The organism is Marinobacter sp. GH_1 (assembly GCF_048595985.1).
GTDB classification, from domain to species: Bacteria; Pseudomonadota; Gammaproteobacteria; order Pseudomonadales; family Oleiphilaceae; genus Marinobacter; species Marinobacter shengliensis.
The window spans coordinates 998,011-1,013,607 of record NZ_CP184460.1; the positions used below are offsets into that span (position 1 = coordinate 998,011).

17 protein-coding genes are annotated in these 15,597 nt (G+C 58.6%); 5 read left to right on the forward strand and 12 right to left on the reverse strand.

All coding sequences use genetic code 11. The features are described from left to right. The 4 genes from ACNSOI_RS04645 to ACNSOI_RS04660 all read right to left on the reverse strand — a co-directional run bounded on the left by ACNSOI_RS04645 (position 1) and on the right by ACNSOI_RS04660 (position 4,856). Positions 1-1,941 carry a CocE/NonD family hydrolase gene (locus ACNSOI_RS04645; protein ID WP_420195224.1) on the reverse strand — a complete coding sequence of 647 codons (1,941 nt, stop codon included), beginning with the start codon at positions 1,939-1,941 and terminating at the stop codon, positions 1-3. A 177-nt stretch (positions 1,942-2,118) separates the two neighbouring features. Continuing rightward, a complete protein-coding gene (locus tag ACNSOI_RS04650) occupies positions 2,119-3,504 on the reverse strand; it encodes a PhoH family protein (RefSeq protein ID WP_058091755.1) in 1,386 nt (461 codons plus the stop codon). A gap of 24 nt (positions 3,505-3,528) precedes the next feature. Then, on the reverse strand, positions 3,529-4,020 hold the full coding sequence (locus ACNSOI_RS04655; protein WP_072677927.1) for an HPP family protein: 492 nt from the start codon (positions 4,018-4,020) through the stop codon (positions 3,529-3,531). A 104-nt stretch (positions 4,021-4,124) separates the two neighbouring features. Next, complete coding sequence (locus ACNSOI_RS04660) at positions 4,125-4,856, reverse strand: START domain-containing protein (RefSeq protein ID WP_286254118.1); 732 nt, start codon at positions 4,854-4,856, stop codon at positions 4,125-4,127. Between the two features lie 137 nt (positions 4,857-4,993). Between ACNSOI_RS04660 and ACNSOI_RS04665 the strand changes: the two genes are divergently transcribed. Next, complete coding sequence (locus ACNSOI_RS04665) at positions 4,994-6,001, forward strand: DUF2804 domain-containing protein (protein WP_420195225.1); 1,008 nt, start codon at positions 4,994-4,996, stop codon at positions 5,999-6,001. 14 nt (positions 6,002-6,015) lie between these two features. Here ACNSOI_RS04665 and minE read toward each other — a convergent pair whose 3' ends face one another. The 5 genes from minE to ACNSOI_RS04690 form a co-directional block, all read right to left on the reverse strand. After that, on the reverse strand, positions 6,016-6,267 hold the full coding sequence (gene minE, locus ACNSOI_RS04670) for a cell division topological specificity factor MinE (RefSeq protein ID WP_061332319.1): 252 nt from the start codon (positions 6,265-6,267) through the stop codon (positions 6,016-6,018). A 3-nt stretch (positions 6,268-6,270) separates the two neighbouring features. Next, entirely contained in the window at positions 6,271-7,083 is an 813-nt protein-coding gene (gene minD, locus ACNSOI_RS04675) for a septum site-determining protein MinD (RefSeq protein ID WP_061332318.1), read from the reverse strand. Between the two features lie 64 nt (positions 7,084-7,147). Then, the gene (minC, locus tag ACNSOI_RS04680; RefSeq protein WP_106693471.1) at positions 7,148-7,912 is read right to left on the reverse strand and encodes a septum site-determining protein MinC; all 765 of its coding nucleotides are present in this window, start codon (positions 7,910-7,912) and stop codon (positions 7,148-7,150) included. A 23-nt stretch (positions 7,913-7,935) separates the two neighbouring features. Further along, on the reverse strand, positions 7,936-8,298 hold the full coding sequence (locus ACNSOI_RS04685; protein ID WP_072677923.1) for a HopJ type III effector protein: 363 nt from the start codon (positions 8,296-8,298) through the stop codon (positions 7,936-7,938). Beyond that, positions 8,298-8,576: a DUF1244 domain-containing protein gene (locus ACNSOI_RS04690; RefSeq protein WP_058091762.1), complete on the reverse strand. Its 279-nt coding sequence runs from the start codon at positions 8,574-8,576 to the stop codon at positions 8,298-8,300. The genes ACNSOI_RS04685 and ACNSOI_RS04690 overlap by 1 nt, the downstream gene beginning before the upstream one ends. A 115-nt stretch (positions 8,577-8,691) precedes the next feature. Between ACNSOI_RS04690 and dinB the strand changes: the two genes are divergently transcribed. Next, a complete protein-coding gene (gene dinB / locus ACNSOI_RS04695; protein WP_058091763.1) occupies positions 8,692-9,756 on the forward strand; it encodes a DNA polymerase IV in 1,065 nt (354 codons plus the stop codon). Positions 9,757-9,920: 164 nt separating this feature from the next. Then, positions 9,921-11,333 carry a pectin acetylesterase-family hydrolase gene (locus ACNSOI_RS04700; protein ID WP_286254128.1) on the forward strand — a complete coding sequence of 471 codons (1,413 nt, stop codon included), beginning with the start codon at positions 9,921-9,923 and terminating at the stop codon, positions 11,331-11,333. Here the strand turns inward: ACNSOI_RS04700 and ACNSOI_RS04705 are convergent. The 3 genes from ACNSOI_RS04705 to ACNSOI_RS04715 are packed head-to-tail and all read right to left on the reverse strand — an operon-like array spanning position 11,306 to position 13,815. Next, positions 11,306-11,983, reverse strand: coding sequence for a hypothetical protein (locus tag ACNSOI_RS04705; RefSeq protein ID WP_286254130.1), 678 nt, complete (start codon positions 11,981-11,983; stop codon positions 11,306-11,308). The genes ACNSOI_RS04700 and ACNSOI_RS04705 overlap by 28 nt on opposite strands. Before the next feature lie 55 nt (positions 11,984-12,038). Next, on the reverse strand, positions 12,039-12,602 hold the full coding sequence (locus tag ACNSOI_RS04710; protein ID WP_061332312.1) for a phosphatase PAP2 family protein: 564 nt from the start codon (positions 12,600-12,602) through the stop codon (positions 12,039-12,041). Next, positions 12,568-13,815, reverse strand: coding sequence for a glycosyltransferase family 4 protein (locus tag ACNSOI_RS04715; protein WP_061332311.1), 1,248 nt, complete (start codon positions 13,813-13,815; stop codon positions 12,568-12,570). The genes ACNSOI_RS04710 and ACNSOI_RS04715 overlap by 35 nt, the downstream gene beginning before the upstream one ends. An 86-nt stretch (positions 13,816-13,901) precedes the next feature. Between ACNSOI_RS04715 and ACNSOI_RS04720 the strand changes: the two genes are divergently transcribed. Beyond that, a complete protein-coding gene (locus tag ACNSOI_RS04720) occupies positions 13,902-14,939 on the forward strand; it encodes an NADP(H)-dependent aldo-keto reductase (RefSeq protein WP_106693479.1) in 1,038 nt (345 codons plus the stop codon). A gap of 223 nt (positions 14,940-15,162) precedes the next feature. Beyond that, the gene (locus ACNSOI_RS04725; protein WP_106693480.1) at positions 15,163-15,498 is read left to right on the forward strand and encodes a hypothetical protein; all 336 of its coding nucleotides are present in this window, start codon (positions 15,163-15,165) and stop codon (positions 15,496-15,498) included. Positions 15,499-15,597: the final 99 nt, after the last annotated feature.

The following is a 15,597-nucleotide window of genomic DNA, read 5'->3' on the forward strand; positions in this document are numbered from 1 at the left end:
CTATCGGATCGATGCGAGCCGCTCTTGACCGTCGGAGGTCAGGATCGGCAGTGCCACTTCGCCGGAAACCTGGACCGTCGAAACCACCAGGTCGCGGGAGAAGGCACCCACAAACGTCGGGTGCTGGCCGTAAATCATCAGTACCAGGCGGTCACCCTCGCTCAGCCGCTCTGCAATGCCCGTGAGCTGAACCTGGTGGCTGCCCAGGCCGCGAATTGGCTGGACCTGCTCGTCAATCAGTTCCGGTGCACCAAATCCGTTCTTGATCACGCCAACCCCGACAAACAGGATGGCGTCGCAGGTGCCCAGGCTCAGAATCGGATCAGAACTTTCAAGGCAGGCATTATCCAGAGTATCCAGGCCAAGACTGACATTGAGATCGACGGTGGGGATGCCGGCAATCACGCCATCCTCCGGCATGGTGGTCAGGGGAACGATGGTGGGCAACACGCCGGCCGGGCCGATCAGCGCGGAAACCGGTAATGACGCTCCGAGAATGTCACGGGCAATCGGGAAGACCTGACCGCCTACGGTCACCTCCGGTGCTGATACCGCATCTCCGGGTGACAGGGTGTAGCAGATCTGCTGGCCGGTGGTGATCACATTGTCTGCGTTACCTTTGCCTAGCAGCTTTTCGTTGAACCAGGCCACGGTCGCCCGGTTGATCTCGATATCACCACAACTGGCCAGGGCGTTCAGGCCGGCGGCAGGCAGTTCGGGCACTGCGTCCAAGTAGAAATCAAAGCTGGCCAGGGTTTCCTGAATCAGCCCCACGTTGGGTGCCAGGTAGTGATGGCTGAACGGGTAGGTCAGCAGCCTCACGTCGCCACCGGCTTTCTTCATCGACAGGTAGTTTTCAAAGGCTTCGTTAAACGGGAACAGGCTGTCGCGCATGCCCTGGAACATCAACACATCCACCGGGTAGGGCGTGCTCTGGGGTGTCTTGATGATATAGCGGCCATCGCTGGTGATGGGCAGCTGGCCGGTGATCGGGTCAAGCAGGTACTCCTGGCTGTTGCCGCTGTCGAACAGCTCCAGCCCGCGCTCGTTGTCCGAGAAGTAGCTGGGGCTGTGGTAGTGGAAGAAGTCCAAAGCGGCCTCGGGGAACCGATTGCCGACAATGCCATCAATCAGCGTGCTCCGAATAAACGGGTCCATGGCGCCGCCGGTGCCGGCATCACCGGCCAGGGACAGGAACGCTGCCCAGTAGTTCTTGGTGACGCTACCCTGGTTCAGGCTGTAGGTGAGATCGTGCCAGGTGATCTGGGGCACCATGGCGTCCATGCGTTGATCCGGGTCCACGTTATACAGCAGATACTGGAAGCCACCGCCGTAACTGCCACCCACGCCACCCAGCAGCAGGTTGTTGTCTCGGTACTTCAGGTAGTCCAGGTGGGTTTCGGCCCAGTCGACAATCTGCACCAGGTCTTCGCCTTCAAAGTCCGGGTCCATCACCCGAACCGTTCCGCCGCTTTCGCCGTGGCCGCGTTGATCAATACTGATAACGGCGTAGCCCGCGTCAATCAGTGGCTTGATCGGTGCCAGCGGATCATCACCTGCGGTTGTGGTGCGTGACCCACTGAAGCCATGGCCCTGCAGTATCAGCGGGTGCTTGGTATCGCAGTCGAACAACGAGGGTTCGAATACCTCGAACACGATGGCGGCACCGTCCACGCGGGATGGCATTTCTACCCGGTAGCTCCGGCCGCCAGCCAGGTCGGTTCCCTGGTTGCACGAGGCGGGCTCGAGCGCGCTGGTGCTGGCCGGCATGGGGCGGCTGATGGCTCTGGCGGTCGGTTGCGGTTGGCTGGCTTGTGGCGTGCTGGCCTGTACACCGGGATTGTTGGTTTCCGATGCGGCGTCGTTGCCACCACCGCCGCCACAGGCAGTCAGAAGGGCAGCGCTCAAGCCGGTGATTGCGAACTTGGTCAGATGGTTCATCGATTTGCCTTATTGTGAGTTGTTGTAACGACAGGTGTCGGAATGTGACAGAGTTCACAATAAGGCGGAAAGAGGGGCGGCACGATGGCCAGTCTGCCGGCTAAAAATGGCGAGAGGGCCAAAAGGCCCTCTGCGACAAGTGTCAGATTTGGCCGGCAGACGGAGCCGGCGATGGGGCTAGAGGTTAGCTTCGGCGAACTCCGCCAGCACCGACCTCGGTACACCCTGCAGGTGGATGTGGCCGCCGTGGCGGAAGCCCTTGAAGCGCTCGGTCATGTAGGTCAGGCCGGAGCTTAGCGGGCTCAGGTAAGGCGTATCAATCTGCGCCAGGTTGCCCAGGCAAATCACCTTGGAGCCGTTACCAGCGCGGGTGATGATGGTCTTGATCTGGTGCGGCGTCAGGTTCTGTGACTCGTCAATAATGATCAGGCTGTGCTGGAAGCTGCGGCCGCGGATGTAGTTCATGGATTTGAAGTGCAGCGGTACCTTGCTGAGGATGTAGTCGACGCTGGCAGTCATGTTCTCATCGTCTTCGTGCAGGGCTTCCAGGTTGTCCACGATGGCGCCCAGCCAGGGCTCCATTTTCTCTGCCTCGGTGCCCGGCAGAAAGCCGATGTCTTCGTCCAGCCCCTGGGTGGACCGGGTGGCGATGATCCGCTTGTAAAGCTTGCTGGCCACGGTCATTTCAATACAGGCGGCCAGGGCCAGGATGGTTTTGCCAGAGCCGGCGGAGCCGGTCAGGTTGACCAGGTGGATGTCTGGGTCCAGCAGCAGGTGCAGAGCCATGGCCTGGTAGATATCCCGTGGCACCAGCCCCCAGACTTCCTCGTTCATCAGGTCGTGTTGGTGCAGATCTTTGATCACCAGCTGGTCGTCGGAGATGTCCACCACCTGGCCGACAAAACCGTGCTCATCAATCACGAACTCGTTGATGTTCAGTCTGGCCAGTTCGCCCTCGCGTTTGAGCAGGTGTTCGGTGACCCCTTCACGCTGTACCGTTTCTACCTTGGCGATGTTATCCCAAAAGGAGTTCTGGAACTCCTTGTAGCCTTTGGGTAACAGATCGATGTCGTCCAGCAACTGGTCGTTGTGGTAGTCCTGAGCCTCTACGCCAAAACCCCGGGCTTTCAGGCGCATGTTGATGTCTTTGCTGACCAGGATGATGTCGCGGGATTTATGCCGGGCCTGAAGGGCGGCCAGGGTATTGATGATCTTGTTGTCGTTCAGGTGCTCCGGCAGGGAATGAGTGCCGATGCCCTCGGTGCTCATGATGATCGACAGGGTGCCCAAAGGCTCTGCCTTTTTACCGCGAACAATCGGTACCCCTTTTTCAATCACTTTCGGGCTGGCATCGCCCAACAATTTGTCGATGTTGCGAATGGCCTGGCGGCAATCGGCGGCGACGGTCTGCTTGCCGGATTTGAGGCTGTCGAGTTCTTCGAGGACCGTCATCGGGATGATGACGTCGTGTTCTTCAAAGTTCAGGAGGGCGTTCGGGTCGTGTATCAGGACGTTGGTGTCGAGGACGTACATTTTTCGGCGAGCTTGCGGTGCTCTTGGCATAGGTAGGGCTACCTCTCTGGTGGCTCAGTCGTTCTCGGCGCAGCGTTGCGTCAGTTCCTTCTGGGAAATCAGCTTCAGCATATCGTAAGTGGTTATGATACCGGTAATTTTTGAATCCCTGGTGACAAAAATACGGTGCAGGTGTTCGCGCATCATGATATTGGCAATGTCTCGCACCGGGGTATCTTCGTCAACCGACAATACGATGGGTGTCATGATATCGCGCACTTCAACCGGCACCTTGCCCATTTCCTCGAAGATGACCATGCGCAGTCGACGGGCTTCTTCCTGCTCTTCCGGGGTCAGGCTGGGCTGGCCCTCGGAGCGAGTCGCATTCCAACGGAATTCGGTGATGTCCTTGAGCGTCGCGATGCCGATAATATCGCCGTTGTCGTCTGTTACCGGGCTGCCGGTGATTTCGTTGTCCGTCAGAAAACGCGCCAGCCGGTCCATGGTCCAGTGGTGCGGTACGGCTTTAACGGTCGGGGTCATGATCTCATGGGCGAGAACGCTCATTGGTGGGCTTCTTCCATTTGCAGTCCTTTTGATGAAGCTTAGCCGTTCCTTGGCTGTCCGTCACCCCTGTCTCTGTGTCTTGATCAACCCTTGGTCTCGGTTGGTCAGCGGTCAGCGGGGACGACCGCCTGGAGATTGCCGTTTTCGCCCCATTCAAGTTGGTAGCCCTGATACTTGTCTTCTTTGGCCACGGCCTCCAGCGCTTGCAGGGACTTCACTGGAATGTCGACCAGCAGATTATTCACCAGCCAACCGGGGAGGGCTCCGTTGGGTTCCGTGTGCTGAACCCAGACCATACGGGTTTTGTCGCCGTTCGGGGTGAAACGGTAAAGGGTGTCTGAGCGATCAACCCGAACCCGGCTGTTGAATTCCGCCCGCATACCCGGCACGGCATTCAGGTCCATCACCACTTCACCGGTGTCGCCGTTGCCCCGGGTGCGTATGCGCAACACGTAATCCCGATCGGTCACCGGCCAGGGCATATCGTTAACGGAGTAAGCGTAGCGATCGTGGAAGTCGCCCTGGCCAAAGGCATAGGATTCGGTACAGTTATGGACCCATTCCTTGCAGGATTCGGGATTGATCATCACTGCCATCAGGTTTTCCAGGGGAACGTCCAGATCGGCCACGGCCTTGAAGGCCTGAAAGCCGGAATTGCTTTGGTCCATGGTGTAAATACGAACGTTGTCGACTTCCTTGCGCAGGGTCCACTCCCGGGCATCCTCTGGCGGGAGAGGCGGGTGGTCACTGGCCAGGCTCGGCAGGGTCAGAAACATGAGTGTACTCAGTACGCCTGCCACCATGCCTTTGAAGCCATGGGCTCTGGTTATTGTCATAAGCTACACTTCCGTGATGAAGGTGTGCTGAGTCTAACATGGAGCCGGTTTCTGCTTTTCGGCAGGAATAAGGGATTGTGAACCAGGTAGCGTACTGTTGCGCTACAACTTATGAATGGCCTGATCTGACGGTAATTATGAACAAGAAGAACCTGATTGATACCAAGGGCAGAATTGCACCAGGGGTGCTGGAACAGCCGGTTGAGACCATTAACTACATGGATTTTGACCTGCGGACGGTCATGGACCGGCCGCGGTCCCGATTGGCTCGCCGTTGGCGGTTCAACCAGTTCCAGTTTGTCAGTGCCATGGCGCCGGGCTGGGTGTTCGGCATGGCGATTGTGGACCTGAAACTGGTGGGCAACGGTTTTTTCTATCTGTTTGATTTTGAAAGCGGTCAAATGTTTGAGCAGTCGTTCATGCAGCCGCTGGCCCGGCACACCGATATTGAACCCTATCCTGAACATGGTCATGCCCGGTTCCGCAAAGGTGGCGTGTCGTTGGCCATAGAGCCGGCCACCGGAGGCCGCAACATCCGGGTGACGGCCCCGGGTAACATTCAGGTGGACCTGGAGTTGCAAGACACCGATCAACCCCTGAGGCTGGTCTGCCCGGCGGGCTACAATGGCTGGGTTTTTACCCGCAAATCGGCCGGGGTTCCGGTTGAGGGGGAGGTGCGTTGGGGCCAGCAGGTATGGCGCTGTGATGAGCAAACCCGCGGCTCTATCGATTGGAGTTGTGGCTTCATGCGCCGGGAAACTGCCTGGAATTGGGCCTGTCTGGCCGGGGTAACGGAGCGAGGGGTGTCTGTGGGGCTTAATCTGGCGGCCGGTGTGAATGAAACCGGGATGACCGAGAACGCCCTGTGGCTGGATGGCCGGTGTGTGAAGCTGGGCGCCGCCCGCTTCGAATTTGACCGGTATCGGCCGGGTGCCGATTGGCGGGTTACCACCGAGGATGGCCTGGTGGACCTGAGCTTTGAGCCTGCAGGCACGCGCAAGGAACGCCTGAACGCTGGCGTGCTTGCCTCCAATTTCCGGCAGTTTGTGGGCACGTTCCGGGGAACGGTCAGAGATGAGGCGGGCCAGTCAGTCCCCGTAGGCGGGCTGCGGGGACTGATGGAAGACCACTATGCCCGCTGGTAAGGCGGGCGCAGTGATTATTTTTCCGGCAGGGTGACGTTCAGTTCCAGTACCGAGCAACTTTCGTTACGGTCCACGTCCACCTGAACCATATCGTCACTGATCTGCACATATTTGCGAATCACGTCCAGCAGCTCCTTTTGGAGCTGCGGCAGGTAATCCGGCATGTCACGCTGGCCCCGTTCGTGGGCCACGATAATCTGCAACCGTTCTTTGGCAACGCTCGCAGTATTGGTCTTCTTGCTTCGGAAATAATCCAGAAAACTCATCCCTTAGCCCCCTTTGAACATCCGTGAGAAGAAACCTTTTTTCTGGGAGGTCATGAAGCGGTGTTCCCGCTCCTCTCCCAGAAGCCGGGCAACGGCGTCGTCGTAGGCCTGGCCGGCATCGCTCTGGTCTTCCAGAATCACTGGCAGGCCCTGGTTGGAGGCGTTTAGTACCACCTGGCTCTCCGGGATCACGCCCAACAGCGGTATCGCCAGAATTTCCTCGACATCGGTCACCGACAGCATCTCGCCGCGTTCTACCCGGTCAGGGTTGTAGCGGGTCAGCAGCAGGTGTTCCTTGACCGGGTCCTGTCCCATCTCGGCGCGCCGCGACTTGCTCTGGAGGATGCCCAGAATGCGATCGGAATCCCGTACGGAGGAAACTTCAGGGTTGGTGACCACAATGGCCTCATCGGCATAGTACAGGGCCATCAGAGCGCCATGTTCAATGCCCGCCGGGGAATCGCAGACGATGTAATCGAAGGTTTCCGACAGTTCGTTGATGACCTTTTCCACACCGTCTTTGGTCAGTGCTTCTTTCTCACGGGTCTGGGAGGCGGGCAGAATAAACAGCGTGTCTACCCGTTTGTCTTTGATCAGCGCCTGGTTGAGTGTGGCTTCGCCCTGGATCACGTTGACGAAGTCATAGACCACGCGGCGCTCACAATTCATGATCAGGTCCAGGTTGCGCAGGCCCACATCGAAGTCGATTACGACGGTCTTGTGGCCGCGCTTGGCAAGGCCGGTGCTGATTGAGGCGCTGGTGGTGGTCTTGCCAACGCCGCCCTTTCCTGAGGTAACGACAATGATTCTAGCCAAGGTTCAGTTCCTGTTTCGCAGTGGATTCGTCATGTCTTCAACGTTGTTATTGGCTGTCACAACATCAGGCCTTGTCCAGTGGCGTCACCACCAGCAGGTCGTCCCTGAGCTGGATCTGCACAGCGCTTTTCCAGCCATTGTCCTGAAGATCTTCGGAGATTTTATAGTGTCCGGCGATGGACACAAGCTCTGCTTCAAGTGACTGGCAGAATACCCGGGCGGTTTCAGCTCCGTGGATGCCTGCCAGCGCGCGCCCCCTGAGTGGTCCGTACACGTGGATATTGCCCGCGGCGAGCACTTCGGCACCGGCCTGAACCGGGGCCAGAATGATCAGGTCCCCTTCCGGCGCATAGACCTGTTGGCCAGAGCGAACGGTCTGGCTGATGATCTTGGCCGGCGCCGGTTCGCTGGTGGGAACGTCAGCGGGGCTGGAGGTCTCGGCTTCCGACTTGGTGGCCTCATCAGGTTGCGCCCGGGCCGGCGCCTGTTCGCGCAGGCTACTGCCGGGAAACAGCGCCAGTGAGGCTCCGCGTGCCAGGCGGCGCTGGTCGTCGTTGCCGGCACGAACGCCGATCACATGGATGTTATGGCGGCGGCAGGTACCAATCATCTTGAAGAAGTCCAGCTCACTGTCCAGCCCTTCGTATTTCTCCAGGCTGATCACCAGGGGTATATCTTTGAAAAATCCCGGAGCCTGGCTGATCTTGTCCCGGAGATTGGCTTCGAACTCGTCGTTGTCGAAGTAATAAAGTTCCAGGGCTGTCAGCGAAACAGAGGCACTTTTCAGCTGGAAACTCTGTTTTAGCCCGGAGGCGGCGGTATCGCTCATGAATCAGTGTCTTCCCTGGTGGCTTACTGGTTGGGTTCGTTGCGGGCTCGCAGTGGCTGCTGATCAAACCGGATGCCAGACCAGCCTGTGCTGATGAACTGGCGGATGTTGCCATGGCTGTCGCCGGTTGGGTCGCCCAGCACCTGCTGATAGTGTTGGGCAAACAGGTTCAGGGTATCCGCCTCGCTCAGGTTGCAGTACTGGCCCAGTGCGAACACCCGGCAGGAACCGGCATTTTCACCGGCATCGTTTCTCAGCGGGCCATTGTTGAAGCCCGTGGGCTGAAACTCGAAATGCTGGTCGATCAGCGCCAGGGTGTCATCAAAATTGGCGTGGCCCGCGTCGAGGGAAGCCAGGTGGATGCGCACTGTCTCATTGATGTTCATTATTTGTGATCCTGCTTCGGACCAATCTGATATTTTTCTTTCCACTGCTCATAAGGCATGCCGTAGATTTCTTCCCGGGCGTCCGGATCGGATAGCTCAAAGCCCCTTTCCTGTGCTTCTGCCCGGTACCATTTGGACAGGCAGTTGCGACAGAAGCCCGCCAGGTTCATCAGGTCAATGTTCTGCACGTCGGTATTCTGGCGCAAATGCTCCACCAGGCGCCTGAAAGCAGCGGCTTCGATCTCAGTGCGGTCAGACTCGGGTATGGGGTTGGTCATGGGGCCTCGCAGATGACGTTCCGGTTTGATGTTAGGGTTCCTGACATTCTCTGCATGTTAGCTTAAGATACAAGGCTGTATAAATGTACAGATTGTTTACGCGAGCCCACGGACCATGCCCCAGCGCAAGATCATTCATGTGGATTGCGACTGCTTCTATGCGGCGGTCGAGATGCGCGACGACCCAACGCTGAGGGACGTGCCCCTGGCGGTTGGCGGCGCCGAGGGCCGGGGCGTGGTGACGACTTGCAACTACCGGGCAAGGGCCTTTGGTGTGCGTTCGGCCATGCCCGGCAGTGAAGCCCGCAGGCTGTGCCCGGGGCTGGTGACCGTGCCACCGGATATGGCGCGATACCGGGCGGCGTCTCAGCAAGTCATGGCCATTCTCCGGGAAATGACCGATCTGGTTGAGCCTCTCTCACTGGATGAAGCTTTTCTGGATGTGTCTGACATAACCGAACACCGGGGCAGCGCCACCCTGATGGCCCGGCATTTGCGAGAGCGGGTCCGGCAGGAAGTGGGGATTACCATCTCCGCCGGCGTGGCCCCGAACAAGTTTCTGGCCAAGATTGCCAGTGACTGGCGCAAGCCCGACGGCCTGTTTGTGATCACGCCGGAGCAGGTGCCGGAATTTGTCGAATCCCTGCCGGTGGAAAAACTGTTTGGTGTGGGCCAGGTGACGGCCGCAAAGCTGCATTCCATGGGCGTGAAAACCTGCGGTGACATGCAGTTGCTGGGGGTGGACACCCTGATTGAGAAATTCGGCAAGCAGGGCTACCGGTTGTTTGAAATGGCCGCAGGCCGGGATGAGCGGCCGGTAATCGTTTCGCGGGTGGCGAAATCGGTCAGCGTGGAGCGGACGTTTTCCCAGGATCTGCCGGACAAGACCGCCTGTGAAACCGTGATGCCCGCCCTGGTGGCGGATCTCAATCTGAGACTCGCCAGGAAAGGGCGGCAGAAACCCATCCACAAGCTGTTTGTGAAAATCCGCTACAGTGATTTTTCAACCCATACCCTGGAGCGGGTACGGGAGTCGGTGGCCGAACCCGAGGTTGCCGATTACCAGCCCCTGCTGGATGAACTGGTTACCCGGGCTGATCGCCCGGTCCGTTTGTTGGGGGTGGGTGTGCGTTTTCGCAACGATGAGGCACCGGTTACCCAGCTGAGGCTGTTCGACTGATCTTTTCCCAAGTGGCTATATCCCCGCCTTTTTTAGTGTAAATCGGTCTTGCGCTCTCTTTGACGTGACATTGTGTCATATCTAGTTTTAGGTTGACGATTTCCTGCTGTAATCGTTGCGGGCCAAGCCCGCCCATTAAAATAACAAGTGCAGGAGAGCAAAATATGAACAAGCCTGACAGGTGGTCCCGGTGTCGCCATAGCGCGCTGGCCGGGTTGTTATTATTAGCCTTTGCCGCCCCCGCCGCTGCGGAACTTGGCGACTACGGGTTCTGGCGAACCCTCGGCAATCTGGTTGCGCCTCCCGGAGCGGATAATCCGGTTACCTCTGACCAACGCCAGGGAGAATACCCCCTGCTGGCAAATCCGCCCGGGTACAACGACGGCTTTTCGCCCGGTGCCTACTACCAGTGGCAGACGGTTCCACTGGCTCCGGAAACCGGGGCGGTATGTGGCAACGGTTCCGAATACAAGTTCTTTGTAAACCGGGTGCCCAACACCTCCAATACGGTGGTTTATTTTGAAGGCGGCGGTGCCTGCTGGGACTATGAAAGTTGCAGCGGTCAGACTGGCATTCGTGGTGCCCGGAACCCCGATGGCATACCGGACGACTACCTGTCGTTGTTGAACCCCGGCGCAAGCCTGGTCAGCCCGTTTGTAGTGCGCCTGCACCCCTGGAGCCGGGTGAAAACCCAGAACTGGAATATGGTCTACGTGCCTTACTGCACTGGCGACATCTACTCCGGTGACCGGGTAGCGGTGTACCAGGACCCGGAGGGTGAGGCTGAACCATTGGTCTGGCACCACAACGGGCTGCGTAATAGCCGGGCGGTGATTTCCTGGTTGAAAGACAATCTTCAGCGGCCCGGGCAGATGCTGACAACTGGCTGCAGCGCAGGTGGCATCGGTGGCTTGACAAACTATTATCCGGCCCGCCGGGACATGGCGCCCACCCGCAGTTTTCTGATCAACGACTCCGGGCCGGCATTCAATGCGCCGGTAGGGGCAGATCCACAACAGTACCCCTCGGTCTTGCTGCAGGGTTTGATCCGGCAGGTGTGGGGGCTGGATCAGGTCAATGGGCCTCTGGCCTATCTGAAGTCTGGTTTGCCCGGATTGAACCTGAATGACCTGGGGTCGCTGTATCCCGCCCTGGCCAGCGCATTACCTCAGGACCGCATGGGGCATACTCATTTCTGGCGCGACCTGAACTACTCATCCTATTCCTACGAACGTTTCTTCGATGACATCGAACAGGCGCCGGATCAGGCTACCAAGGAGACCCTGCTTCACCAGAAATGGGCGCAGGATACCGAACGCCTGAAAAATACCCTGGCCGGGCTGGATAACTTTGGTTACTACCTGCCCATGTTCCGGGATGTGAATGAAAGCCACTGCACCTCAATCATCGAGTTCGCCAATTCGGATATTCAGGAACTGGGCCTGGAACTGGACCACTTCGTGAACAACGTGATGAACGGCAGCGGTTCGGTTATGCAGGCTTCAGAGACCGACACGGTGGCGGATTACAACAAACCGTTCAATCTGCTCTACTGGTCGCTGGACCAGTTGCTCTGAGGGTCTGGTTCGGGCTGGCCCATGGTCTCGATCCGCGCTTCTAGCAGGCGTTGACGCAGATACTGGTCTCGGGTCAGCCCTCCGGGTATTCGGTCCAGGGCCATGACCTCTTCAACAATCGCTTTCTCCCGGACCTTGTAGCGATCAAACTCGGGTTTGGGGGCCGACCGCCAGGCCTCAAGGCGCGCCTCAGACCGGGCCTGATAGCGTTCGATCAGTTCTGTGGCCGCCGCCTTGGCGGCCGCTTCGTCCTGCTCCAGCAGCTGTAGCAGGGCGAGCCTCACCATGAGCGCTTCTGGCGCGCTGACCTGGGTTTCCTGCTCGTAGCGGGCCAGCTGCTGTTCCAGTTGGTCGGCCCGGTTCTGTCGTTGCTGGGCGTCCAGTTCGGCTGCTTCCTGGAAAAAGCGTTGCAGCTCTTCCTCGAAATCGAGTCGTTGGGCGAACTGAATGATTCTGGGGTCTTCCAGCAATGCCTGTTGCTCGGGGGTCAGATCGATCGGTACTGGCGTGTCGGCAGGGGCGTGTGAAAGGGGATCATTGGGGGCACCGTCGTCGACCTGCCCTGGCGGTGTGTCGGCCGGTCCAGGCCAGAGTAACACCAGTGCTGCTGCGGTGGCCACGGCAATGATGAAGGGTTTTCCGTGCTTCATGACGGGCTCCGGCAATAAGGCTTCGGAACCAGTTTAGACCAGATTCTCAGGGACACTAAAGCGTGGCGAAAGTCGCTCCGAACATCAGGACTGACACCCAGCCCATGCCTGCGCCGATGACAGCCCCCGCGGCAACATCGCTCGGGTAGTGCAGGCCCAGAACCACCCGGGAGGCGGCTACCGATAGGGTGAAGGGCAGAACATACCAGGCGGCCACTGGCATGGCGACGAACAGCATGGCCTGGAAACAGGCTGCATGCAGGGTGTGCCCGGAAGGGAAGCTGTATCGATCCAGCGGTGGTGTGCCGCAATTGATGGCCGGAAACGAGATAAACGGGCGCTCCCGGATAAGTTTGTGTTTCAGGCCTTTGTAGGTGAGGGTGCAGGTGAGTCCGGTAAAGGCCATCAGCACCGCCAGCCCCAACCCCTGTTCCGGAGCCAGCAGCGGCAGGGCGAGGATCAGTGCATACCAGAACCAGCCGTCGCCAAGTCGGCTGACGACCCGGAAATAGCTCAGTACAGGCCGGAACCTGACTGCACGGTTGATGGCCTGGCACAGCGCATACTCGCGCTGGTCTGCCAGGTCAAAGAAGCGAGATGCCTTGTTTGTTGATGCCATGGTATCGGGCCTGTGCCGGTTGGTTGAGTACCAGGTGTTCAAATTGTTCAATCTGGCTGTTCCAGCTCAGATCCAGCGCATCCAGGCGGGCCTGGGCGCGAACCCGGCTCAGAAGGGTGGGTTGGTCAGCCAGTCGCAGTGCGTGGTTGATAAAGGCTTCGTCCTCCGACAGCTCTGCTTTCAGACCATTTTCTTCGTGGCGAAGGTGTTCAGCGGCTGCCGCGTCGTCAAAGGCGACCACTCCGAGCCCGCTGGCCATGGCTTCAAGGACCACGTTGCCAAAGGTGTCGGTTTTGCTTGGAAACAGGAACAGGTCGCCCGAAGCATAGTGCCTGGCCAGATCCTCTCCGCGCTGGGTGCCGCAGAAAATGTATTCCGGGTGGCGTTCCGCCAGTTGTTTGCGCATTGGGCCGTCTCCCACAAGAATGAAGCGGGCATTGGGATGGAGGCCCCGGATCCGTTCAAAACAGGCGACCGCCATGCGCAGGTTCTTCTCGGCGGCCAGTCGGCCCACGTAGAGTACTGCCCGGTCACTGTTGGTCAGCCCCCAGCGGGCGCGCAGGTCGTGGTCACGCTTGTGGGGAGTGAAGCGATGGCAGTCCACGCCGCGGCTCCACAGGCCAGTCGGGTGGATGCCCATGGCTTGCGTAACCGCTTGCATTTTGCGGGTTGGTACCAGAGTGATGGCGGTCCGGTTGTGGAACCAGCGGCCATAGGCGCAGAGTAATCGTTCCAGACCGCCGGCACCGTAGTAACGGGAGTAGCTATGGAAATTGGTGTGAAAGCCGGACGACACCGGGATGCCAAGATTTCGGGCGGCGGATACCGCCGCTACGCCCAGCGGTCCCTGGGTGGCAACGTAGATGGCGTCTGGTCGTTGGCTTTGCCAGAGTTTTTTCAGGGTGGCCGGGCGCGACACGCCAAACTGCAGATCGCTGTATCCGGGCAGGGGCAGGCCGGTGACCACCAGCTCACGGGTAAAGAGGCCGTCACCGGTGCTTTCAAACAACCCTTTCTGCTCATGGGCCTGCTTTGGCCTCACCACCGTGATCTTGTGCCCCCGTTGCATCAACCCCTGGCACAGGTGCTTCAAGGTGTTGGCCACGCCGTTGATTTCCGGCGGAAACGTCTCCGAAACAATGGTAATGTGTTGCGGGCGCCGGTCAGTCAGCTTGGGGTTGGTCACGGTGCGTCCTGAATATGTCGCTGTCATGCTTCTACTATGGAAATCCGGCATGACAGCCATGCGACAACTTTGTGACATTCCCTTTACGTCTTCTATGTGCACGAGGAGATCTCATGCAAACGCGAAAACTTGGACAAACCGACATCGATGTCAGTCTGATCTGCCTGGGAACCATGACCTGGGGGGAGCAGAACACCGAGCAGGAAGCGTTTGAACAACTGGAATACGCCATCGGGGCGGGTATCAACTTCATCGACGTGGCCGAGATGTACCCGGTGCCGCCACGGGCGGAAACTCAGGGCCTGACCGAGACCTATCTGGGCAACTGGCTTGCCCGAAGAGGGCGCCGGGAGGATCTGGTGATTGCCACCAAGGTGGCCGGACCGGGCAATGGTTTGAGTTATCTGCGCGGCGGCCCGAGACTGACCCGGGAGCATATTCGCGAAGCCTGTGAGAGCAGTCTGGCGCGCCTGCAAACCGATTACATCGACCTTTACCAGGTGCACTGGCCAGACCGCAGTGCAAATTTCTTCGGCAAGCTGGGGTATCAGCGTAACCCGGACGAAACCTCGACCCCCATCGAGGAAACTCTGGGCGCCCTCGATGAGCTGGTCAAAGAGGGCAAGGTGCGCCACGTTGGCCTGTCCAATGAAACGCCGTGGGGGACCATGGAATATCTGCGCCTCGCTCGCGAGAAACAGTGGCCCAGGGTGGCTTCCATCCAGAACCCCTACAGCCTCCTGAATCGGTCTTTCGAGCTGGGCCTGGCGGAGTTTGCCCACCGGGAAAGCACCGGCTTGTTGGCCTATTCACCCCTTGCGTTCGGTATGCTGACAGGTAAGTATTTGGGTGGAAAATGGCCAGAAAAGGCCCGCTTGACGCTTTACGAACGCTTCAGCCGATACACCGGGGAGCGGGCTGCTGATGCAACCCGTGCCTACGTGGAGCTGGCCCACCACCATGGGCTGACCCCGGCGCAGTTGGCGCTGGCCTGGGTGAATAGCCGCGAGTTTGTGACCAGTAACATTATCGGTGCAACCACCATGGACCAGTTGAAGGAAAATGTCGGGTCTGCGGATATCCGGCTAAGCCCCGACCTGGTGGCGGCGGTGGAGGCTATTCATGATGAGTTTACCTACCCCTGTCCCTGAGTGGGGTAGCCTACGGTGAGGTTGCCCTGTTTCCGGTTTCTCGGGGCAGGGCGGTTACAGATTGCAATATAAGTGATCATTTGTTGACAAAAAAGTGACCAGTTTGCGTCGAGCTACTGGCGCATTTGTGTACAAAGTCACACCATTTTCAGGGACAATCATTAGACTTTGGTACTGAAGCGTTAATGTTCCGAAATCATTTTTCCGGGTGCTTGTTGTCATCATGATCATTCGTCTGTTTATCGCCCTGCTGGCCCTCAACTTCGTCGCGTTCGTAGTGCGCGCCGAAGCCGCTGAGCCTATTCTGGCCGATCGTATGATGGCTGAGCGTGATGACATGGTATCGGCCGAGGAAATCTACGAGCTTCAGGAATGGATGTCTGGAGACTATGAAGACGACCACATGGATGCCTTTGCGGCTATTGGTTCGCGTTTGTTGAGTATCGGATTGAGCCGCCGCGCGCAGCAGAAGGTCTACGCATCTGACCCCGCGCAGCCTGATCATGGCATTGGTCTGTTGAACGAGGGTGCGGCCCTTAACCTGCGCTGGCGCTTCTGAACCACCTTCAAGGCCCCTGTTTTACCCGTATCTTGCCACGTTACTCCCACCAATCAGCCAATCTCATGACCTGACGCATTGTCAGCTTCATTCTGTCGT